This is a genomic window from Stutzerimonas urumqiensis, from assembly GCF_003640395.1.
Lineage (GTDB): Bacteria > Pseudomonadota > Gammaproteobacteria > Pseudomonadales > Pseudomonadaceae > Stutzerimonas > Stutzerimonas urumqiensis.
In genome coordinates, this window is sequence record NZ_RBZQ01000001.1 from 659,512 (window position 1) to 676,026 (window position 16,515).

16 protein-coding genes and 1 pseudogene are annotated in these 16,515 nt (G+C 65.8%); 12 read left to right on the forward strand and 5 right to left on the reverse strand.

The features are described from left to right. The first annotated feature begins 359 nt into the window (after window positions 1-359). The 7 genes and pseudogenes from D7325_RS03330 (at window position 360) to D7325_RS03360 (ending at window position 6,884) form a co-directional block, all read left to right on the forward strand. Window positions 360-1,199, forward strand: a complete 840-nt coding sequence (locus D7325_RS03330) for an STAS domain-containing protein (protein WP_120994025.1) — start codon at window positions 360-362, stop codon at window positions 1,197-1,199. Between the two features lie 10 nt (window positions 1,200-1,209). After that, window positions 1,210-1,566: pseudogene (locus tag D7325_RS03335) on the forward strand (STAS domain-containing protein); the annotation flags it as partial. A gap of 25 nt (window positions 1,567-1,591) precedes the next feature. Further along, a complete protein-coding gene (locus D7325_RS03340) occupies window positions 1,592-1,990 on the forward strand; it encodes an ATP-binding protein (protein ID WP_177431771.1) in 399 nt (132 codons plus the stop codon). Beyond that, complete coding sequence (locus tag D7325_RS03345) at window positions 1,990-2,964, forward strand: SpoIIE family protein phosphatase (RefSeq protein ID WP_120994135.1); 975 nt, start codon at window positions 1,990-1,992, stop codon at window positions 2,962-2,964. The genes D7325_RS03340 and D7325_RS03345 overlap by 1 nt, the downstream gene beginning before the upstream one ends. Next, window positions 2,957-4,720: an ATP-binding response regulator gene (locus tag D7325_RS03350; protein ID WP_120994029.1), complete on the forward strand. Its 1,764-nt coding sequence runs from the start codon at window positions 2,957-2,959 to the stop codon at window positions 4,718-4,720. The genes D7325_RS03345 and D7325_RS03350 overlap by 8 nt, the downstream gene beginning before the upstream one ends. Continuing rightward, complete coding sequence (locus D7325_RS03355) at window positions 4,710-5,867, forward strand: hybrid sensor histidine kinase/response regulator (RefSeq protein ID WP_120994031.1); 1,158 nt, start codon at window positions 4,710-4,712, stop codon at window positions 5,865-5,867. The genes D7325_RS03350 and D7325_RS03355 overlap by 11 nt, the downstream gene beginning before the upstream one ends. Window positions 5,868-5,888: 21 nt before the next feature. Continuing rightward, window positions 5,889-6,884, forward strand: a complete 996-nt coding sequence (locus D7325_RS03360; protein WP_120994033.1) for a 2-hydroxyacid dehydrogenase — start codon at window positions 5,889-5,891, stop codon at window positions 6,882-6,884. A gap of 2 nt (window positions 6,885-6,886) precedes the next feature. On the opposite strand, the gene D7325_RS03365 is transcribed toward D7325_RS03360, so the two are convergent. The 3 genes from D7325_RS03365 to D7325_RS03375 all read right to left on the reverse strand — a co-directional run bounded on the left by D7325_RS03365 (window position 6,887) and on the right by D7325_RS03375 (window position 9,981). Beyond that, window positions 6,887-8,095 carry an MFS transporter gene (locus D7325_RS03365; protein WP_120994034.1) on the reverse strand — a complete coding sequence of 403 codons (1,209 nt, stop codon included), beginning with the start codon at window positions 8,093-8,095 and terminating at the stop codon, window positions 6,887-6,889. Between the two features lie 249 nt (window positions 8,096-8,344). After that, on the reverse strand, window positions 8,345-8,881 hold the full coding sequence (locus tag D7325_RS03370) for an ankyrin repeat domain-containing protein (RefSeq protein WP_120994036.1): 537 nt from the start codon (window positions 8,879-8,881) through the stop codon (window positions 8,345-8,347). A 110-nt stretch (window positions 8,882-8,991) separates the two neighbouring features. Further along, window positions 8,992-9,981: an aldo/keto reductase gene (locus D7325_RS03375; RefSeq protein ID WP_120994038.1), complete on the reverse strand. Its 990-nt coding sequence runs from the start codon at window positions 9,979-9,981 to the stop codon at window positions 8,992-8,994. 323 nt (window positions 9,982-10,304) lie between these two features. Between D7325_RS03375 and D7325_RS03380 the strand changes: the two genes are divergently transcribed. Next, window positions 10,305-10,547, forward strand: coding sequence for a DUF3820 family protein (locus D7325_RS03380; protein ID WP_120994039.1), 243 nt, complete (start codon window positions 10,305-10,307; stop codon window positions 10,545-10,547). Here the strand turns inward: D7325_RS03380 and D7325_RS03385 are convergent. Next, window positions 10,514-11,044, reverse strand: coding sequence for a hypothetical protein (locus D7325_RS03385; protein ID WP_120994041.1), 531 nt, complete (start codon window positions 11,042-11,044; stop codon window positions 10,514-10,516). The two genes, D7325_RS03380 and D7325_RS03385, sit on opposite strands and share 34 nt — an antisense overlap. 233 nt (window positions 11,045-11,277) lie before the next feature. Between D7325_RS03385 and D7325_RS03390 the strand changes: the two genes are divergently transcribed. The 3 genes from D7325_RS03390 to D7325_RS03400 all read left to right on the forward strand — a co-directional run bounded on the left by D7325_RS03390 (window position 11,278) and on the right by D7325_RS03400 (window position 15,175). Further along, window positions 11,278-12,399: a beta-ketoacyl-ACP synthase III gene (locus D7325_RS03390; protein WP_120994043.1), complete on the forward strand. Its 1,122-nt coding sequence runs from the start codon at window positions 11,278-11,280 to the stop codon at window positions 12,397-12,399. 257 nt (window positions 12,400-12,656) lie between these two features. Then, entirely contained in the window at window positions 12,657-13,955 is a 1,299-nt protein-coding gene (locus tag D7325_RS03395; RefSeq protein ID WP_120994045.1) for an OprO/OprP family phosphate-selective porin, read from the forward strand. 80 nt (window positions 13,956-14,035) lie between these two features. Continuing rightward, on the forward strand, window positions 14,036-15,175 hold the full coding sequence (locus D7325_RS03400) for a GNAT family N-acetyltransferase (RefSeq protein WP_120994047.1): 1,140 nt from the start codon (window positions 14,036-14,038) through the stop codon (window positions 15,173-15,175). On the opposite strand, the gene D7325_RS03405 is transcribed toward D7325_RS03400, so the two are convergent. Continuing rightward, window positions 15,145-16,116: a LysR substrate-binding domain-containing protein gene (locus tag D7325_RS03405; RefSeq protein WP_120994049.1), complete on the reverse strand. Its 972-nt coding sequence runs from the start codon at window positions 16,114-16,116 to the stop codon at window positions 15,145-15,147. The genes D7325_RS03400 and D7325_RS03405 overlap by 31 nt on opposite strands. A gap of 125 nt (window positions 16,117-16,241) precedes the next feature. On the opposite strand from D7325_RS03405, the gene D7325_RS03410 reads away from it, so the two are divergent. Continuing rightward, entirely contained in the window at window positions 16,242-16,514 is a 273-nt protein-coding gene (locus tag D7325_RS03410) for a hypothetical protein (RefSeq protein ID WP_245961994.1), read from the forward strand. The last annotated feature ends 1 nt before the right edge of the window (window position 16,515 follow it).

Consider the following 16,515-nt stretch of genomic DNA (forward strand, 5'->3'; position numbering starts at 1 on the left):
TGACGCGGCAGGGCGGGCAAGCACCGTGCTAGACGGTCTGGCTTGCACAACCGGGTGCCGGTCGCCGTACCGCAGAGAGCGGTCGACCCTGATCGGCCGAGAACGTTCCGTCGGTCAGGCCCGGTTTAACCCTTTTGATCAAACGGTCAATTGAACCGGTTTGTGTGATGCAGGTCTCAAACAGGTCATTCAGGAACCTCCGCTACGGTGCAAGTCCATCCTCTGGCCTTAGGCTCACCCGCCGGTCATGCTGGCTCATTGATATTTCTGAAGAAATTCCCCTCGCCGGTCGCCTTCATCGTCTGCCGATCGAGACCGACGCCCGCCGCCGGACGCGGCCCCGCACTAAGGAGTGGTTCATGTCTTCATCCGTTCTTACCGACCTGCTGCAAAAGCACGAGGCTGCGATTCTGCAGGACTGGGTCGCCGCCCAGCGCCAGGCGGGCATCCGTGCCGATCTGATCGACGAGCAGACCGTACAGGCCAATTCTCGCGACCTGCTGCGCGTCTTCATCACCGCGGCTTCGCAAGGCACGGCCGACCTCGACGCCGAGTATTGGAAGCCGGTCAAAGCGCTGCTCCAGCGTCTGTCGCAGACCCAGAGCCGGCAGGGCTTTTCCCCGTCGGAAACGGCGACCTTCGTGTTCTCGCTCAAGGAAGTGCTGTTCAGCTACGCCCAGCGCCACACCGACCAGCCGCTCGTCTGCATCGGCGAAATCAGCCGCCTGATCGACAAGCTCGGCCTCTATAGCTTCGAATCCTTCGTCAGCACCCGCGAGACGGTCATCCGCGAGCAGCAGGAGAGCATGCTGGAGTTGTCCACGCCGGTCGTGGAGCTGTGGCAGGGCATCCTGGCGATTCCGTTGATCGGTTCGCTGGACAGCAATCGCACGCAGATCGTCATGGAGGCGTTGCTGCAGAAGATCGTCGAGACCGAGTCGGACATCGCCATCATCGACATCACCGGCGTGCCGACCGTCGACACCATGGTCGCCCAGCACCTGCTCAAGACCGTCACGGCGGCCAAGCTGATGGGCGCCAAGTGCATCATCAGTGGCATCCGCCCGCAGATCGCCGCGACCATCGTGCACCTCGGGGTGGAGCTCGGCGACGTGGTCACCAAGTCGTCGCTGGCCGACGCCTTCCGCCTTGCTCTCAGGGAGCAGGATGTGCGTCTGGTAGCCAACAAGCCGCGTTGAGGAGCCTGCGATGGTTGATCGGATTCCCATTCTGAAGATGGGGCGCTACCTGCTGCTGAGCATTCAGGTGGACATGCACGACCAGCTCGCGCTGGACCTGCAGGAGGACCTCACGCAGCAGATCGTCAAGCACCGGGCCAAGGGCGTGCTGATCGACATTTCCTCGCTGGAGATCGTCGACTCCTTCATTGGCCGGATGCTCGCGCACATCGCCAACGTGTCGCAGATTCTCGACGCCAAGGTCATCGTGGTCGGCATGCAGCCGGCCGTGGCCATCACCCTGGTAGAGCTGGGTCTTTCCCTGGAAGGCATCGCCACCGCACTGAATGTCGAAAAAGGCATGCGCTGGCTGGAACGCAACGTCGATGAAGACCTGAGCCTGGAGTGCGAGCGTGGGGACGACCCAGACCTTTCCGCTGAAGCAGGAGACTGACATCGTCGTCATCCGGCAACAGGTCCGCAAGGTCGCCGAACAGGCGCGCCTGGGCCTGGTCTCGCAGACCAAGATCGTCACGGCCGCCAGCGAGATCGCGCGTAACGCGCTGATCTATGGCGGTGGCGGCGAAGCGCGGTTGACCGGGACTCAACGTGACGGGCGATCGGCGGTTCACCTGGTGATCATCGATCACGGCGCCGGCATCGAGGACCTCGACAAGGCGATGGTCGATGGCTACACCTCAGGCAACGGCCTGGGGCTGGGCCTGAGCGGTGCGCGGCGGCTGGTCGATGACTTTTCCATCCGCAGCGCACCGGGCGAGGGGACGACCGTGGAGTTATGGAAGTGGCGCTGATGCCCGATCAGCATCAGCAAATGATCGAGGTGAGCGACCCGGCGCATGTCGATGCGGCGCGCCGGGCCGCGGTCCGCCTGGCCGAGCGGGTACGGGCCGACGAGCAGTGGCTCGGGCGTATCACGGTCGTCACCCAGGAGCTGGCGCGCAATCTGGTGCTCCATGCCGGTGGCGGCAGCGTGCTGCTGTCGCTGGACCGGCACGGTCTCGACCTGGTCGCCGTCGACAAGGGGCCGGGAATGGCCAACATCGCGCAGTGCCTGAGCGACAGCTATTCGACCGCCGGCACCATGGGCGCGGGGCTCGGTGCCATCCGGCGCATGTCCGATGCCTTCGATATCTACTCGCAGCCGGGCCAGGGCACGCTGGTCCATGCGCATTTCGACATCGAGCCGCCAAGCGCGGCGGGCCTGAAGGTGGGCGCCGTCTCGACGCCGTATCCCGGTGAAACGCTGTGCGGCGATGCCTGGGCGGTGCTCGGCAACCGCATCATGGTGTGCGACGGCCTCGGCCACGGGCATGCCGCGCATGAGGCGAGCCAGCGTGCGCGCAGCCTGTTTCTCGATCACGACAGCTCGATCCCCTTGCCGACGCTGATGGAGCGCCTGCACCGTGCCTTGGCCGACACGCGCGGCGGCGCCGTCGCCTTCGCCGAGATCCAGCCGGCGCGGGGGCAGGTCGAGTTCTGCGGCATCGGCAACATCGCCGGCGTGCTGCTCGCCGAGCGCTCGCGCAGCATGGTGTCGGCCAATGGCACGGTGGGCTACAAGATCGGCCGGGTGCAGACATTCACCTACCCGTGGGACCCGGCCACGGTGCTGGTGATGAGCTCCGACGGCATCGGCACCAAGTGGGACCTGAACGGCTATCCAGGTCTGTTTCGTCGCAGCCCGGCGATCATCGCCGCCCAGGTGCATCGCGATTTCCGGCGGCTGAACGACGACGCGACGGTCGTGGTGGTGAAGGGTGAATAGTCGACGTCCGCTAACCTCGGTGACGATCCGCGAGGAAGTCGATGTCGTCGCCTGCCGGCAGTGCGCCAAACGCATCGCCGAGTGGCTGGGCATGAGTCGCCTGGAACAGATTCGGGTGGCGACCTCGGTGTCCGAACTGGCGCGCAACATCTACCAGTACGCCGGAACCGGCAGCTTTCAGTTCCAGCTCGAGCTGGACGAGCGCGGCCAGTTGGTGGCGATGGGCTTCGAGGCCCGCGACAAGGGGCCGGGCATCGCGCAGATCGACGCCATTCTCGACGGCAGCTACGTCTCGGCGACCGGCATGGGTGTCGGCTTGCGCGGCGCGCATCGGCTAATGGACAGCTTCGAGATCGACACCGGCCCGGCGGGTACGCGTATCAGTGCCGCCAAGCGAGTGCATCCGCCGCGTCCAGCCCCGAGCGACGCCAGCGTGCGCGCCTTCCAGGATGCGCTGGCTCACGAGGGCACAGTCGATCCGTTCCGCGAAATCCAGGTGCAGGGCGAGGAGCTGATGCTCACCAACGCCGAGCTGGTGGCCAAGCAGCAGGAGCTGGAGGCGACCAACCTGGAGCTGGCCAGCACCAACAAAGGCGTGGTGGCGCTCTATTCGGAGCTCGAGAAGACCGCGCAGGACCTGCAGGAGGCGAGCGAGTCCAAGAGCCGGTTCTTCTCCAACATGACGCACGAGTTCCGCACGCCCATCAACATCATCGAGAACATGTCCAAGCTGCTCCAGAGCGGGGCGGACGGCACGCTCAATCCCGAGCAGCGCAAGCAGGTCGGGTTCATCAGCGATGCGGTGAGCGAGTTGTCGCAGCTGGTCAACGAACTGCTCGACCTGGCCGAAGCGCAGTCAGGGCGCATGGACGTGGTGCCCGGCGCGTTCGGACTGGTCGACTTCATGTTGCAGCTGCGCCAGTTCGGCTCGGCGCTCTCGACCCGCTACCCGAAGGTCGACTGCCAGGTTCACCTGCCGGACCGTGACCTGCCGATGAACACGGACCGCAACCGGCTGTTCCAGATTCTCCGCAACCTGATCAGCAATGCGATCAAGTACACGCCCCAGGGTGAGGTGAACGTGCGGGTGTTCCAGACCGACGAGCACTGCGTCGAGTTTCTCGTCGAGGACACCGGCATCGGCATTGCCGAGGAACATCAGGCACAGGTGTTCGAAGAGTTCTGCCGCATTCGTTCGCCGGGCCTGACGCATATCGAGGGCACCGGCCTCGGCTTGCCGCTGGCCAAGCGACTGGCCGGCCTGCTCAAGGGCGACCTGTCGCTCAGCAGCACGCTCGGCAAGGGCAGCCGGTTCTTCGTCCGGTTGCCGTGCGCGTTCGAGCATCAGGAAGTGCCGTCAGCCCGCGCCGGCCTGAAGGGCACCACCGTGCTGGTCATCGACGACAACGCGGCCGATCGCTATCTCGTCGGCCGGGCGCTTCAGCCGTTCGACGTGGTGCTGATCGAGGCGGACACTGCGCGCGCCAGCATCGACAAGCTGCATGCGGTGCGCCCGGACGTCATCCTGCTCGACCTCGACCTGCCGGACATCAGCGGCGAAGACCTGCTCGAAAGCATGGACTGGGCGATGCACCAGCGGGTGATCGTCAATACGGCCAAGGCGCTTGGCGAAAGCGACCGTGAGCGGCTGGCGCCGATGTGCCACGCCATCCTTGATAAGTCCCGCCCCGATTACAGCGAGGCGTTGATAGAGGCCATCGAGCGCCTCGTATGGAGTCATGCGCATGAAGGCTAAGCGGCGCATCGTCATCATCGACGACATGGATGCCAACCGGTACGTGCTGAGGAAGATCATCGCGGGCGAATCGCGCTACGACGTGCTCGAAGCCGGCTGCGGCGCCGACGGGCTGGCGTTGATCGACGAGACGGTCGACCTGGTGATCGTCGACATCAACCTGCCCGACATGAGCGGTTTCGAGCTGGTGCAGGCGATGCGCGACAAGCTGGCCGGCGAGCGCATGCCGGCGGTCATCAACATCTCGGCGACCTTCGTCTCGGGAAAGGACAAGGCCACCGGCCTGAACCAGGGCGCCCAGGCTTACCTGACGCACCCGATCAACCCGGACGAAGTGCTGGCGACCATTTCGCTGCTGCTCAAGGCCAACAACCGCATGGAGCGCATCGAGCAGCAGCGCAACGTCGCCATCGCGCGCAGCGAAACCTTGCGCACGGAAAAGATCATGCTCGAGCGCTTCATGCGTTCGCTGAACCATGACCTGCGCTCGCCGCTGTCGTCGGCGACGATGGTGGCCAACCTCATGCGGCGCAATCCCAGCCGGCGTACCGATGACCTGATCAAGGTGCTCGAAGGGAATTTGCAGCGCATCGAGCAGATGATCAGCAATGTGCTGGACATCTCGCACATGAGCCTCGGTGGTGGCCTCAAGCTGCGTGGCGAGTCGCTTTCGCTGCGCGCGCTGCTGGACCAGGCGCTGGACAACCTGCGTTATCAGGTCGGCAACCCGCTGCGGCTGGAAGCCGAGCCCGCCGATCGCCAGGTGTTCTGGGACAAGCAGAGCTTCCTGCGCATCTTCGACAACCTGGTCATCAATGCCGCCAAGCACGGCGCCCCAGGCGAGCCGATCGACATCCGCCAGTGGGTCGACGGCGACACCGTGGGCATCCAGGTCAGCAACGTTGGCCAGCTACCGGAGGAGGTGCTGGAGAACCTGGCCACCCCGTACTTCATCTCGACCCGCAGCGACACCAAGGGCTGGGGGCTGGGCCTGCCGATCGTCAAGGCGCTGAGCGAGAGCTTCGGCGGAAGCGTCAACTTCGCCAACCGGGAGGGGCGGGTGCTGGTGGACGTGCGCCTGCCCATCAACATGAACAACGATGGCACCGGCATCGAGCTGGCCGGACGCACGCTCGGTAGCCACTGATCGCCGGGCTTGGAGGTGGGTATGCGGACAATCGTCTTCAGCACTCAGCCGTATGACCGGCGGTTCCTCGACGAAGCCAACGCCGCGCGACCACCTGCCGAGCGCTTCCTGATCGATTACCAGGAAGCGGCCCTTGACGCCCGCACCGCTGCGCTCGCCGAGGGTTACGAGGCGGTCTGCGTGTTCGTCAACGATGTGGTCGACGAGACCGTCCTGCAGGCGCTGGTGAAGTCGGGTGTGCGCGCCGTGCTGCTGCGGTGCGCCGGCTTCAATAATGTCGATCCGGACGCGGCCCGCCGGCTCGGCATCGCCATTGCCCGCGTGCCGGCGTACTCACCCGAGGCGGTAGCCGAGCACACGCTGGCGCTGATCCTGACGCTCAACCGCAAGACGCACCGGGCCTTCAACCGGGTGCGAGAGGGCAACTTCCGACTCGAAGGGCTGCTGGGCAGTACCCTGCATGGCAAGACGGCCGGTGTCATCGGGCTCGGCAGAATAGGCCTCGCTACGGCGAGAATCCTGCGCGGCTTCGGCTGCCAGGTGCTCGGTCACGATCCCGTTGTGCCGCCCGGTTTCGTCGAGCTGGGACGCGAGGTGGCGCTGGATGAATTGCTGGCGACAGCCGACATCGTGTCGCTGCATTGCCCGCTCACCGAACAGACCCGTCACCTCATCGATGCGCGCAGCCTGGGCCTGATGAAAACCGGCGCCATGCTGGTCAATACGTCGCGCGGCGCACTGATCGATACCGGCGCCGTGATCGAGGCGCTGAAGACGCGCCAGCTGGGCGCTCTGGCGATCGATGTCTACGAGCAGGAGGCCGAGCTGTTCTTCCGCGATCGTTCCGGCGAAATCATCGATGACGATGTCTTCCAGCGGCTGATGACCTTCCCTAATGTGCTGGTGACCGGTCACCAGGGCTTCTTCACGGTGGAGGCGCTGCGCGAGATCAGCGAGACGACGCTGGATAACCTCGCCTGCCTGCGTAGCGGGCGTCCCTGTCCGAACGCGCTCTGAAGTCAGGCCGCCGTTGCCGCGCGCTGCGGTGCGGCACGGCGTTCCAGGCGCCATGACCAGGCGAACACCAGCAGCCCGCAGACGGCGGTCGCGGCGCCGATGTAGCCGGTCGAGGTCCAGCCCAGGCCGGCGCTGATCGCCAGCCCGCCCAGCCAGGGGCCGAGTGCGTTGGCGATGTTGAAGGCCGCATGGTTGGAAGCCGCCGCCAGGGTCTGTGCGCCCGTGGCAACGTCCATCAGCCGGGTTTGCAGGGCTGGCGACAGGGACACCATGGTGCCGACGGCGAACACCGACGGAATCACCGTCCAGATCGACCCGGCCGCCAGCGGAAACACCAGCAGCACCAGCGTGCTCCACATCAGCAGCCAGGCCACCGCACGGAATTGCAGCCGATCGAACAGCCAGCCGCCGGCCAGGTTGCCGACGATGCCGCCCAGGCCGAACGCTGCGAGGGCGAAGGGAATGTAGTGCGGCGCGACCTTCGTCACCTCCAGCAGGGTTGGCGCCAGGTAGGCGAAGACGCAGAACATGCCGGCGAAACCGATCGAGCCGATCAGCAATGACAGCCAGACCTGCGGCCGATTGAACGCGCGGATTTCATCCATCGGCGCCTGGCGTGGCTCGCTGCGGTCGAGCGGCAGGAACAGCGCGACCAATGCCACGGTCAGCAGCGCGATGGCGCCGACCAGCGCGAACGCCCAGCGCCAGCTCAGCCACTGTCCAAGCCAGGTCGCCAAGGGGTTGCCGATCAGCATGGCCACCGTCAACCCGGCGAGTACACGCGCCACGGCCTTGGCCCGCTGATCGGGCGCGACCATCGAGGCGGCCACCAGCATCGCCACGCCGAAGTAGGCGCCATGCGGCAGGCCGGCGATGAAGCGGAACAGCATCAGCGAGCCATAGCCCGGCGCCAGCGCGCTGGCGAAGTTGCCGAGGGCGAAAAAGCCCATCAGCCACAGCAACAGGTGGCGCCGGAACAGCCGAGCACCGAGGATCGCCAGCACCGGCGCGCCGACCACCACGCCCAGCGCATAGCTGCTGATCACATGCCCGACCTGTGGCTCACTGATGCCCAATCCACTGGCCACGTTCGGCATCAGCCCCATGATCGCGAACTCGCCAGTGCCGATGGCGAAGCCGCCCATCGCCAGGGCCAGTTCGATCAGGACGATGGCGCGGGGAGAGAGGCGCTGGGCGAGAGGTGAAGTCATCGGTAAGGCTGCCTCGATCTTGGGGCGTAAAAGGGCGGACGATTATTCATGGTTCGAATCGGGATGCCAGCGCCGAGGCGCCTGCCCGGCGAGCCCATGCGGGCGATAGCCGCGTCGGTGGCTGACAACCGTTTCGCCATGGATGCGGCGACCGGCTGCGGCGCAAGAGCGGGACGACCCGACCCCCGACGCAGCCGGATTCGCCGAAAGGGTACGGGCGAAACATGACGGGCCAATGGCCCGTCGGGGTCATGCGCCAAGTGCAGCCGCCAACTGGCCGGGCGTGTGCTGGGCGCCCATGGTTTGGGCCGCCGTCAACGGGGTGACGCCATTGGCGTCGGCACGGGCCGGGTCGGCGCCGTGGCGCAGCAACAGCTCGACGATCTCGGTGCGGTCGAACATGGCCGCCATCATCAGGGCCGTCTTGCCATCCGGCCCGCTGGCGTCGACATCCGCCCCGTGCTCGAGCAGCAGGGCGGCCATCGCCGTATTGCCTTTGAAGCCGGTGCCGGCGAGGGGCGTCTGCCCGGCGTCGTTGGCGATGTTCGGGTCGGCGCCGCGTTCGAGCAGCATGCGACAGGTGTCGAGGTGGCCGTGGTAGCTGGCGAGCATGAGCAGGGTGTCGCCCTTCTGGTTGCGCAGGTTCGGTGGCAGGCCCTGGCCGAGCAGGGCGGCGAGCATGTCGTCGTTGCCGTGCCGGGCGAGGTCGAATACCTGGGTGGCGAATTCCTGCAATTCCAGTTCTTCCTGCGGTGTCATCGGCGGGCGTTGGGTCTGAGTGGTCATGGCGGCTCCTGTCGGCAGCATCGAAATCAGGCACTCAATCTACGACCGCCACGGGCGGGTGGCGGTGCGTTTTCTTTCTATCGACGCCATAGCCGGCGCTTCGCTTGGCTTCAGGTCGTGCGCGCCGGCGGCGCCATGAATTCCGGACCGATCGGGTCGGTGACATGCTCGACCAGCAGCCGGTCGATGTCGGCGAGATCCTGCTCGCTGAGCCGCCAGCCGAAGGCGTCGTCGATCCCTTCGAGCTGCTCCGGCTTGCGCGCACCCCAGAGGGCGATGGTCGGGCCGCGATCCAGTACCCAGCGGATCGCCAGGGCCAGCATCGATTTGCCGTGCCGATCGCGCGCCAGCGCTGTCAGGGCGTCGACGGCCGAGAGGTACTGGCCGAAGCGCGGTTGCTGGAACTTCGGGTCCTTCTGGCGCAGGTCGTCTCCCTGGAACGCTCGCTCGGCGCTCATCCGCCCGGACAGCAGCCCGCGGCACAAGGCGCCATAGGCCAGGACGGTCAGGCCGTGCTCGCGGGCGTAGGGCAGCACGTCGGCGTCGATCGCCCGCTCGAACAGGTTGTACGGCGGCTGGACTGCCGCCAGCGGCGCGACGGCACGGAACGCATCCATCTGCTCGCACGAATGGTTGCTAACGCCGATCGCGAGAATCTTACCTTCCCGGCGCAGCGCCTCGAGTTCGCGGGCGGTTTCTTCGATGGGGGTGAGCGGGTCGGGCCAGTGGACCTGGTAGAGATCGATCCGATCGGTGCGCAGGCGACGCAGCGATGCTTCGATTTCCTCGCGGATGCGCGCGCGGCTGGCATTGCGGCGCGGGCGCTGTTCGGGCCATTCCAGCCCGACCTTGGTGGCGATGACGACCTGATCCCGGATGCCGGCTAGCGCCTTTCCGATGATCTCTTCGGAGTGGCCGTAGCCGTATACCGGCGCCGTGTCGATGAGGTTGATGCCCCGATCGATCGCCGAGCGAATGGTCGCTTCGGAGCTCGAATCGTCGCTGCCGCCCCAGAGACGGCCGCCAATCGCCCAGGTGCCCAGGCCGATGCGCGAAACCGGCGTGGATATGCCGCTGATGTGCAGATGCTCGATGGTCAAGGGATGCCTCCTGTGGTGGGGATGGCTGTATGACCGCGAATGTCCGGCGGCGTTGTCGGTCGTCCGATGTTTATCGGCCGGTGACCCGCGTGGCTGCACGAGGCGCGCCGTTCGCCGCGCTTGATTCTCAGGTTACGTCAGGTCCGGTTTTCCGCGGACCGAAGACAGGGAGCATGCCATGCCCATGCCAATGACCGTCGGGCAGTTGGCGAAGCGTTCGGTATTTGGCGTTCCTCGGGCAGGCCGTGAGCGCGCGCTGACCGGTATCGGCGTCGGCGCATGGCTATGGCACCATGCGCCGCTCGCCGTCCGGGAGCTGTCCCATGAACCCGCAAGACCTCGAACGCCTGGTCACCCTGGCGATGCCATACGGCAAGTACAAGGGCCGACTGCTGGCCGATCTGCCGGGCCATTACCTCGGCTGGTTCGCCCGCGAAGGCTTCCCCAAGGGGGAACTCGGGCGCCTGCTGGCGCTGATGCATGAAATCGACCACAACGGGCTCAACGCCTTGCTCGAGCCCCTGCGCCGACGTCATTCCTCCAGCGCGGCGCGCAGGCTTTCGTAGCTGGGCGCCGCATAGATACCGACCTCGACGGCCAACGCCAGCATCGCCTCCAGGTCGCAGCGATAGACCAGCACCGCCTGGAGTTCATCGTCCAGCGGCTCGCTGAGGTCGACCAGCACGTAGCCACCTTTTTCCGGGTACAGACTCGAGAGCTGGACCTGGATGCGGTTGAGCGCCTTCAGCGGTTCGGTGCGAGCGAGTTGCTTGGCCTTGAGCACGAAGGGCACGTCCGGTCCGAACGAGGCGACGACCTGCTCGAACAGCGTCTGGTAGTCGTCCGCCTGGAACAGCACGGTGTCCGGCAGGCTGCCGATCACCACCCACTCGCCGAGCGGGATGGGGAAGCTGTCGTCGTAGTTGATGTCCGGGTTGGCAGCGAGGAAGGCATCCGGGTCGGCATAGGCCTGGGCGGCCTCGTCGGCGATGCGTTCGATTTCCGGCTCCTGCAGGCAGCCGGAACTCAGCAGGCGAATGAAGGCGCTGAGCGAGTCTTTCATGGGCGAGTGTCCTGTGCGGGGCGCGCAGCATAGCCGATCCGGGCGCCTGCGCGGCGAGGCGGGCATCGGCGAAAAGCGACGATGGCTATCGGCCCGATAACGCCGCGGGGCTGGGGGCGATCGCGGTTTTTCGTGCACAATAGCCGGCAAACGGGCGCACGGCGGGCTTTCGGCGATTGTGCCCGTGGCGAGCCCCGCCCAGAGATCAGCCCCGACTTAAAAGAGGAACGACTGTGTACGACGTCGTCATTAGCGGCACCGGCCTTTTCACTCCGCCCAACAGCATCTCCAACGAAGAGCTGGTGGCCTCCTTCAATACCTACGTGCATCGCTTCAACGAACAGCACGCCGCCGCGATCGAGGCGGGCGATGTCCAGCCGCTGGCCGAATCCAGCGTGGCGTTCATCGAGAAGGCGTCGGGCATCAAGAGCCGCTACGTGATCGACAAGGACGGCATTCTTGATCCCGAGCGCATGGTTCCGCGCATCCCGGAACGCAGCAATGACGAGTGGGGCATCCTGTGCGAGATGTCGATCAAGGCCGCCAACGAGGCGCTGGCCCGCGCCGGTCGCACGCCGGCGGACATCGACGGCGTGATCGTGGCCTGCTCGAACCTGCAGCGGGCCTACCCGGCGGTGGCGATCGAAGTGCAGGCCGCGCTCGGCATCAAGGGCTTTGGCTTCGACATGAACGTGGCCTGTTCGTCAGCCACCTTCGGCATCCAGAACGCGGTCAACGCCGTACAGCTCGGCCAGGCGCGGGCGATCCTGATGGTCAACCCGGAAATCTGCTCGGGACACCTGAATTTCCGCGACCGCGACAGCCACTTCATCTTCGGCGATGCCTGCACCGCGGTGATTGTCGAGCGCGCCGATCAGGCCACCTCGGCACACCAGTGGCAGGTGGTCGGCACCAAGCTGCTGACCGAGTTCTCCAACAACATCCGCAACAACTTCGGTTTCCTCAACCGCGCTGCCGAAGAGCAGATGACCAAACCGGACAAGCTGTTCGTGCAGGAAGGCCGCAAAGTGTTCCGCGACGTCTGTCCGATGGTCGCCGAGCTGATCGGCGAACACCTGGCCGAGAACGACCTCGAGGTGGCGGAGGTAAAACGCTTCTGGCTGCACCAGGCCAACCTGAACATGAACCTGCTGATCGCTCGCAAGCTGCTCGGTCGCGAAGCCACGCCGGATGAAGCCCCGGTGATCCTCGACACCTACGCCAACACCAGCTCGGCCGGCTCGGTGATTGCCTTCCACAAGCATCAGGACGACCTGCCGGCGGGCAGCCTCGGCGTGCTGAGCTCGTTCGGCGCCGGTTACTCCATCGGCAGCGTGATCCTGCGCAAGCGCTGATCGCGAGTGCGATGAAGAAGCCCGGACACCTCTCCGGGCTTTTTTGTTGGCGCTCCGCTCGACCGACAAGGCCGTTTCGCGGTTCGGTGCCTACCGCTCTAGCTCGCGGCTTTCGGCGTGAGCAGATGAAGTTCCGTTGTCACAAAAGCTTTACGTGATGGCAACTCGCCTGAAATAACCCGCCGCCAAGATTCCCCCCAACACCCAGAGCCCATCTCGTGTGTTGACCAACGCTTTGACATTAAGGGGAATTTTCGATGATTCGTAAGCACTTCGCCGGTTTCGCCGCCAGCGCCCTGGCACTGGCCGTATCGGCCCAGGCTTTCGCCGGCACCGTCACCACCGACGGCGCTGACATCGTTATCAAGACCAAGGGTGGTCTGGAAGTGGCAACGGCGGACAAGGAGTTCGCATTCAAGATCGGCGGCCGTCTGCAGGCTGACTACAGCACCTTCGACGGCTTCTACACCGACAGCGGCGACGCTGCTGATGCCGCCTACTTCCGTCGCGCCTTCCTGGAAATCTCGGGCGTTGCGTACAGCGACTGGGAATACAAGTTCAGCTACGACTTCGCCCACAACGCCGGCAGCTCCGAAGACGGCTACTGGGACGAAGCCTCCATCACCTATACCGGCTTCGATCCGATCAACATCAAGATGGGCCGCTTCGACCCTGACTTCGGTCTGGAGAAGGCCACCAGCTCCAAGTGGGTGACCGCCCAGGAGCGTAACGCGGCCTATGACCTGATCGACTGGGCCAACGGCCACCAGAATGGCCTCGGCATCCAGGTCAACGGCACTGCCGGTGACTCCCTCTACGCATCGGCTGGCCTGCATGCCAAGGACCAGAACGACGAGGACGGCAACAGCGTCAAGCAGTTCAACCTGCGCGGTGTGTTCGCTCCGATGCATGAGTCGGGCAACGTGCTGCACCTGGGTCTGAACTTCGCCCAGCGTGATCTGGACGACACCGCCGTCGACACCCGTATCCGCAGCCGTCTGGGCATGCGTGGCGTGAGCACCGCGGGCGGTAACGATGCGGGTGATGAAGGCAACCGCCTGCTGCTCGCCGGCGACAGCGGCCTGCCGGCCGGTTCCTACGGCGAAGACAAGGCCTTCGGCGTGGAAGCTGCCTGGGCGATGGGCCCGCTGTCGGTACAGGGCGAGTACATCAAGCGTGACCTGCAGGCCGATGACGCTGCCTACGAAGACATCGAAGCCACCGGTTACTACGGCCAGGTCGCCTACACCCTCACCGGTGAAGCACGCACCTACAAGCTGGGCCGCTTCGATTCGATCAAGCCGCAGAACAAGCAGATCGGCGCGTGGGAAGTCTTCTACCGCTACGACCACATCGAAGCTGAAGATGACACCGTCGGCATCGTCGCCACCAACGACGTCGAGGGCAAGGTGCACAACCTGGGCCTGAACTGGTACGTCAACGAGGCGGTCAAGCTCAGCGGCGTGTACGTCAAGACTGCGGTCGACAACCAGGAAAACGCTGCCGGCGACGACGACGGCGACGGCATGGTCTTCCGCGCTCAGTACGTGTTCTAAGGTTTCGCTCCATCTGATGCTCCTTAAGCCCCGCCTTGCGGGGCTTTTTTTCGTCCATCGCACGGGCCACACTGGCGCGCATGCCGATCCTGACCCTCTCCCGTCTCGCCGACCTTGACGCCCATCGCTGGGACGCGCTGGTCGACGATCCGCAGCCGTTCCTGCGCCATGCCTTTCTCTGCGCCCTCGAAGACAGCGGCAGCGTCGGGCCGGGTACCGGCTGGCAGCCGGCCCATCGCCTGCTGACCGACGATCAGGGGCGCGAACGTGCGGCCTTGCCGCTCTACCGCAAGCAGCACTCCTATGGTGAGTACGTATTCGACTGGGCCTGGGCCGACGCCTGCGCGCGTGCCGGCATCGATTACTACCCCAAACTGCTCGGCGGCGTGCCCTTCACGCCGGTCACCGGGCCACGGCTGCTCGGCGACCGCACCGCGATCGGCGATCTGCTGGAGGCGGTGACGGCAGGGCTGGACGAGCGGGGCGAATCCGGCCTGCACCTCAATTTCACCGACCCGGCGGCGGATGCCCTGATGGCTGGGCGTGACGGCTGGCTGGAGCGGATCGGCTGCCAGTTTCATTGGCGCAACCGGGGTTATCGCGACTTCCAGGATTTTCTCGACGCGCTCACCTCGCGCAAGCGCAAGCAGATGCGCAAGGAGCGTGAGCAGGTGGCGGGGCAGGGCATCGACTTCCGTTGGCATCGCGGGGACGAACTGGACGAAGCCGGCTGGGACTTCGTCCACGCCTGCTACGCCACGACCTATGCCGTGCGCGGGCAGTCGCCCTATCTCGCGCGCGGCTTCTTCAGCCTGCTGGCCGAACGCATGCCCGAGGCGATCCGCGTGGTGATCGCATGTCAGCACGGGCGACCGGTGGCGATGGCTTTCAGCCTGGTCGGCGGCGGGACGCTATACGGCCGCTACTGGGGCTGCCTGGCCGAGTTCGACCGGTTGCACTTCGAGACCTGCTTCTACCAGGGCCTCGAGTACGCCATTGGCGAAGGGCTGGAGGCGTTCGATGCGGGCGCGCAGGGCGAGCACAAGCTGATCCGCGGCTTCGAGCCGGAGATCACCCGCTCCTGGCATTACCTGGCGCATCCGGGCCTGCGTCAGGCAGTGGCCGAATTCCTCGCGCACGAACGCCGTGGCGTGCTGGCCTACGCCGAGCAGGCGCGCCAGGCGTTGCCCTATCGCCAGGCGGCGGATTCCGGCGCCTGAATCCGTGCCGGCGGGTAACCGTCGTGACTCATTCCCCTGTCCCGGCGCCAGCGCTCGAAGGCCGCGATGACCTGCTCGGCCAGCGCTTCGGCCGGCTCGCTGCGACCCTCGCCGCGCACCAGCTTGACCTGGTGGTAGCCGAGCGATGGCAAGCCATGATCGAGCCGGGCCAGCGGTGGCCGGACCAGGCTCAGCGGGAAGGGCGCGATGGCGAGGTCGGCCACCATCGCTGCCTCCTGACCGGCGTACTGCTCGCTGGAATAGGCGATGCGGTACGTCAGCCCGGCGCGATCGAGCGCGTCGAGGGCCTGGCGTCGCCAGCAACAGGTCTGGCTCGCCAATGCCAGCGGCAGCGGATTTCGCTCGACCGCCAGCCCGCCGCTGCGCCCGGCCCACACCAGCGGTTCGCTGTGGATGGTTTCGCCGCGCGGGTCGTCTTCCCCGGCGCTGCCGACGCTGATCAGGCAAAGGTCCAGTTCGCCGGTATCGATCCGGTGCAGCATCTCCAGGCTCGGTCCGACCTGGACATCCACCTCGATGGCCGGATGGCTACGGGCGAAGGCCGCCAGCAACTCCGGCAGGATCTGCGCGCCGATGTCGCCCGGCGTGCCGAAGCGCACCCGGCCGGACAGCCGCGGCGCGATGAAGTGGCCGACGGCCTCCTGGTTCAGCTTGAGCAGCCGCCGCGCGTAACCGAGCAGGGTTTCGCCGGCGGGCGTCAGGCTGACGGCGCGCGCCTGGCGCAGGAACAGCGGCTGGCCGAGGGTCTCTTCGAGCCGCTTGATCTGCATGCTGACGGCGGACGTGGTGCGAAAGATGCGCTCGGCCGCGCGCGTGAAGCTGCCGGTCTCGGCGATGACCACGAAGGTGCGCAGCACATCGCTCTCAAGCAGCGGGGGTGAAGCGGGGACCGGGCTGGTGGGCGGGGTGGATGGCTTCATGGGGCGATCCTTCAGTTTTGCTGAACGGAGGGTTCGATCTTAGTCGTTTGTCTGAAGGACTGATGGCCGCTCATCGTGAGCTTGTCGCGGGACGCTGCTCCCGCCCAGACGAGCGGAGGCACACGATGAGCGAGCGAAACGAAAGCGCGAGAGAACAGCACGAGCCACGGTTTCCCGACGTGTACATGCCGGCCATGTGGCCGCTCGATTTGCAGTACTACCTGATCGACTGGCTCAGGGCCTGGCGCCAGCGCCGGCTCTATCGTCGCCTGCTGCAATTGGAGGATTGCGAGCTGGCCGTGCGTGACCTCGACCGTTCCCGGTTACGCGCGCTCGCCGAGCGTCCGCTACGGCAGGCCGTTGCCCAGATGCGGCGCAGCAGTGGCAAGCCACGCTGAG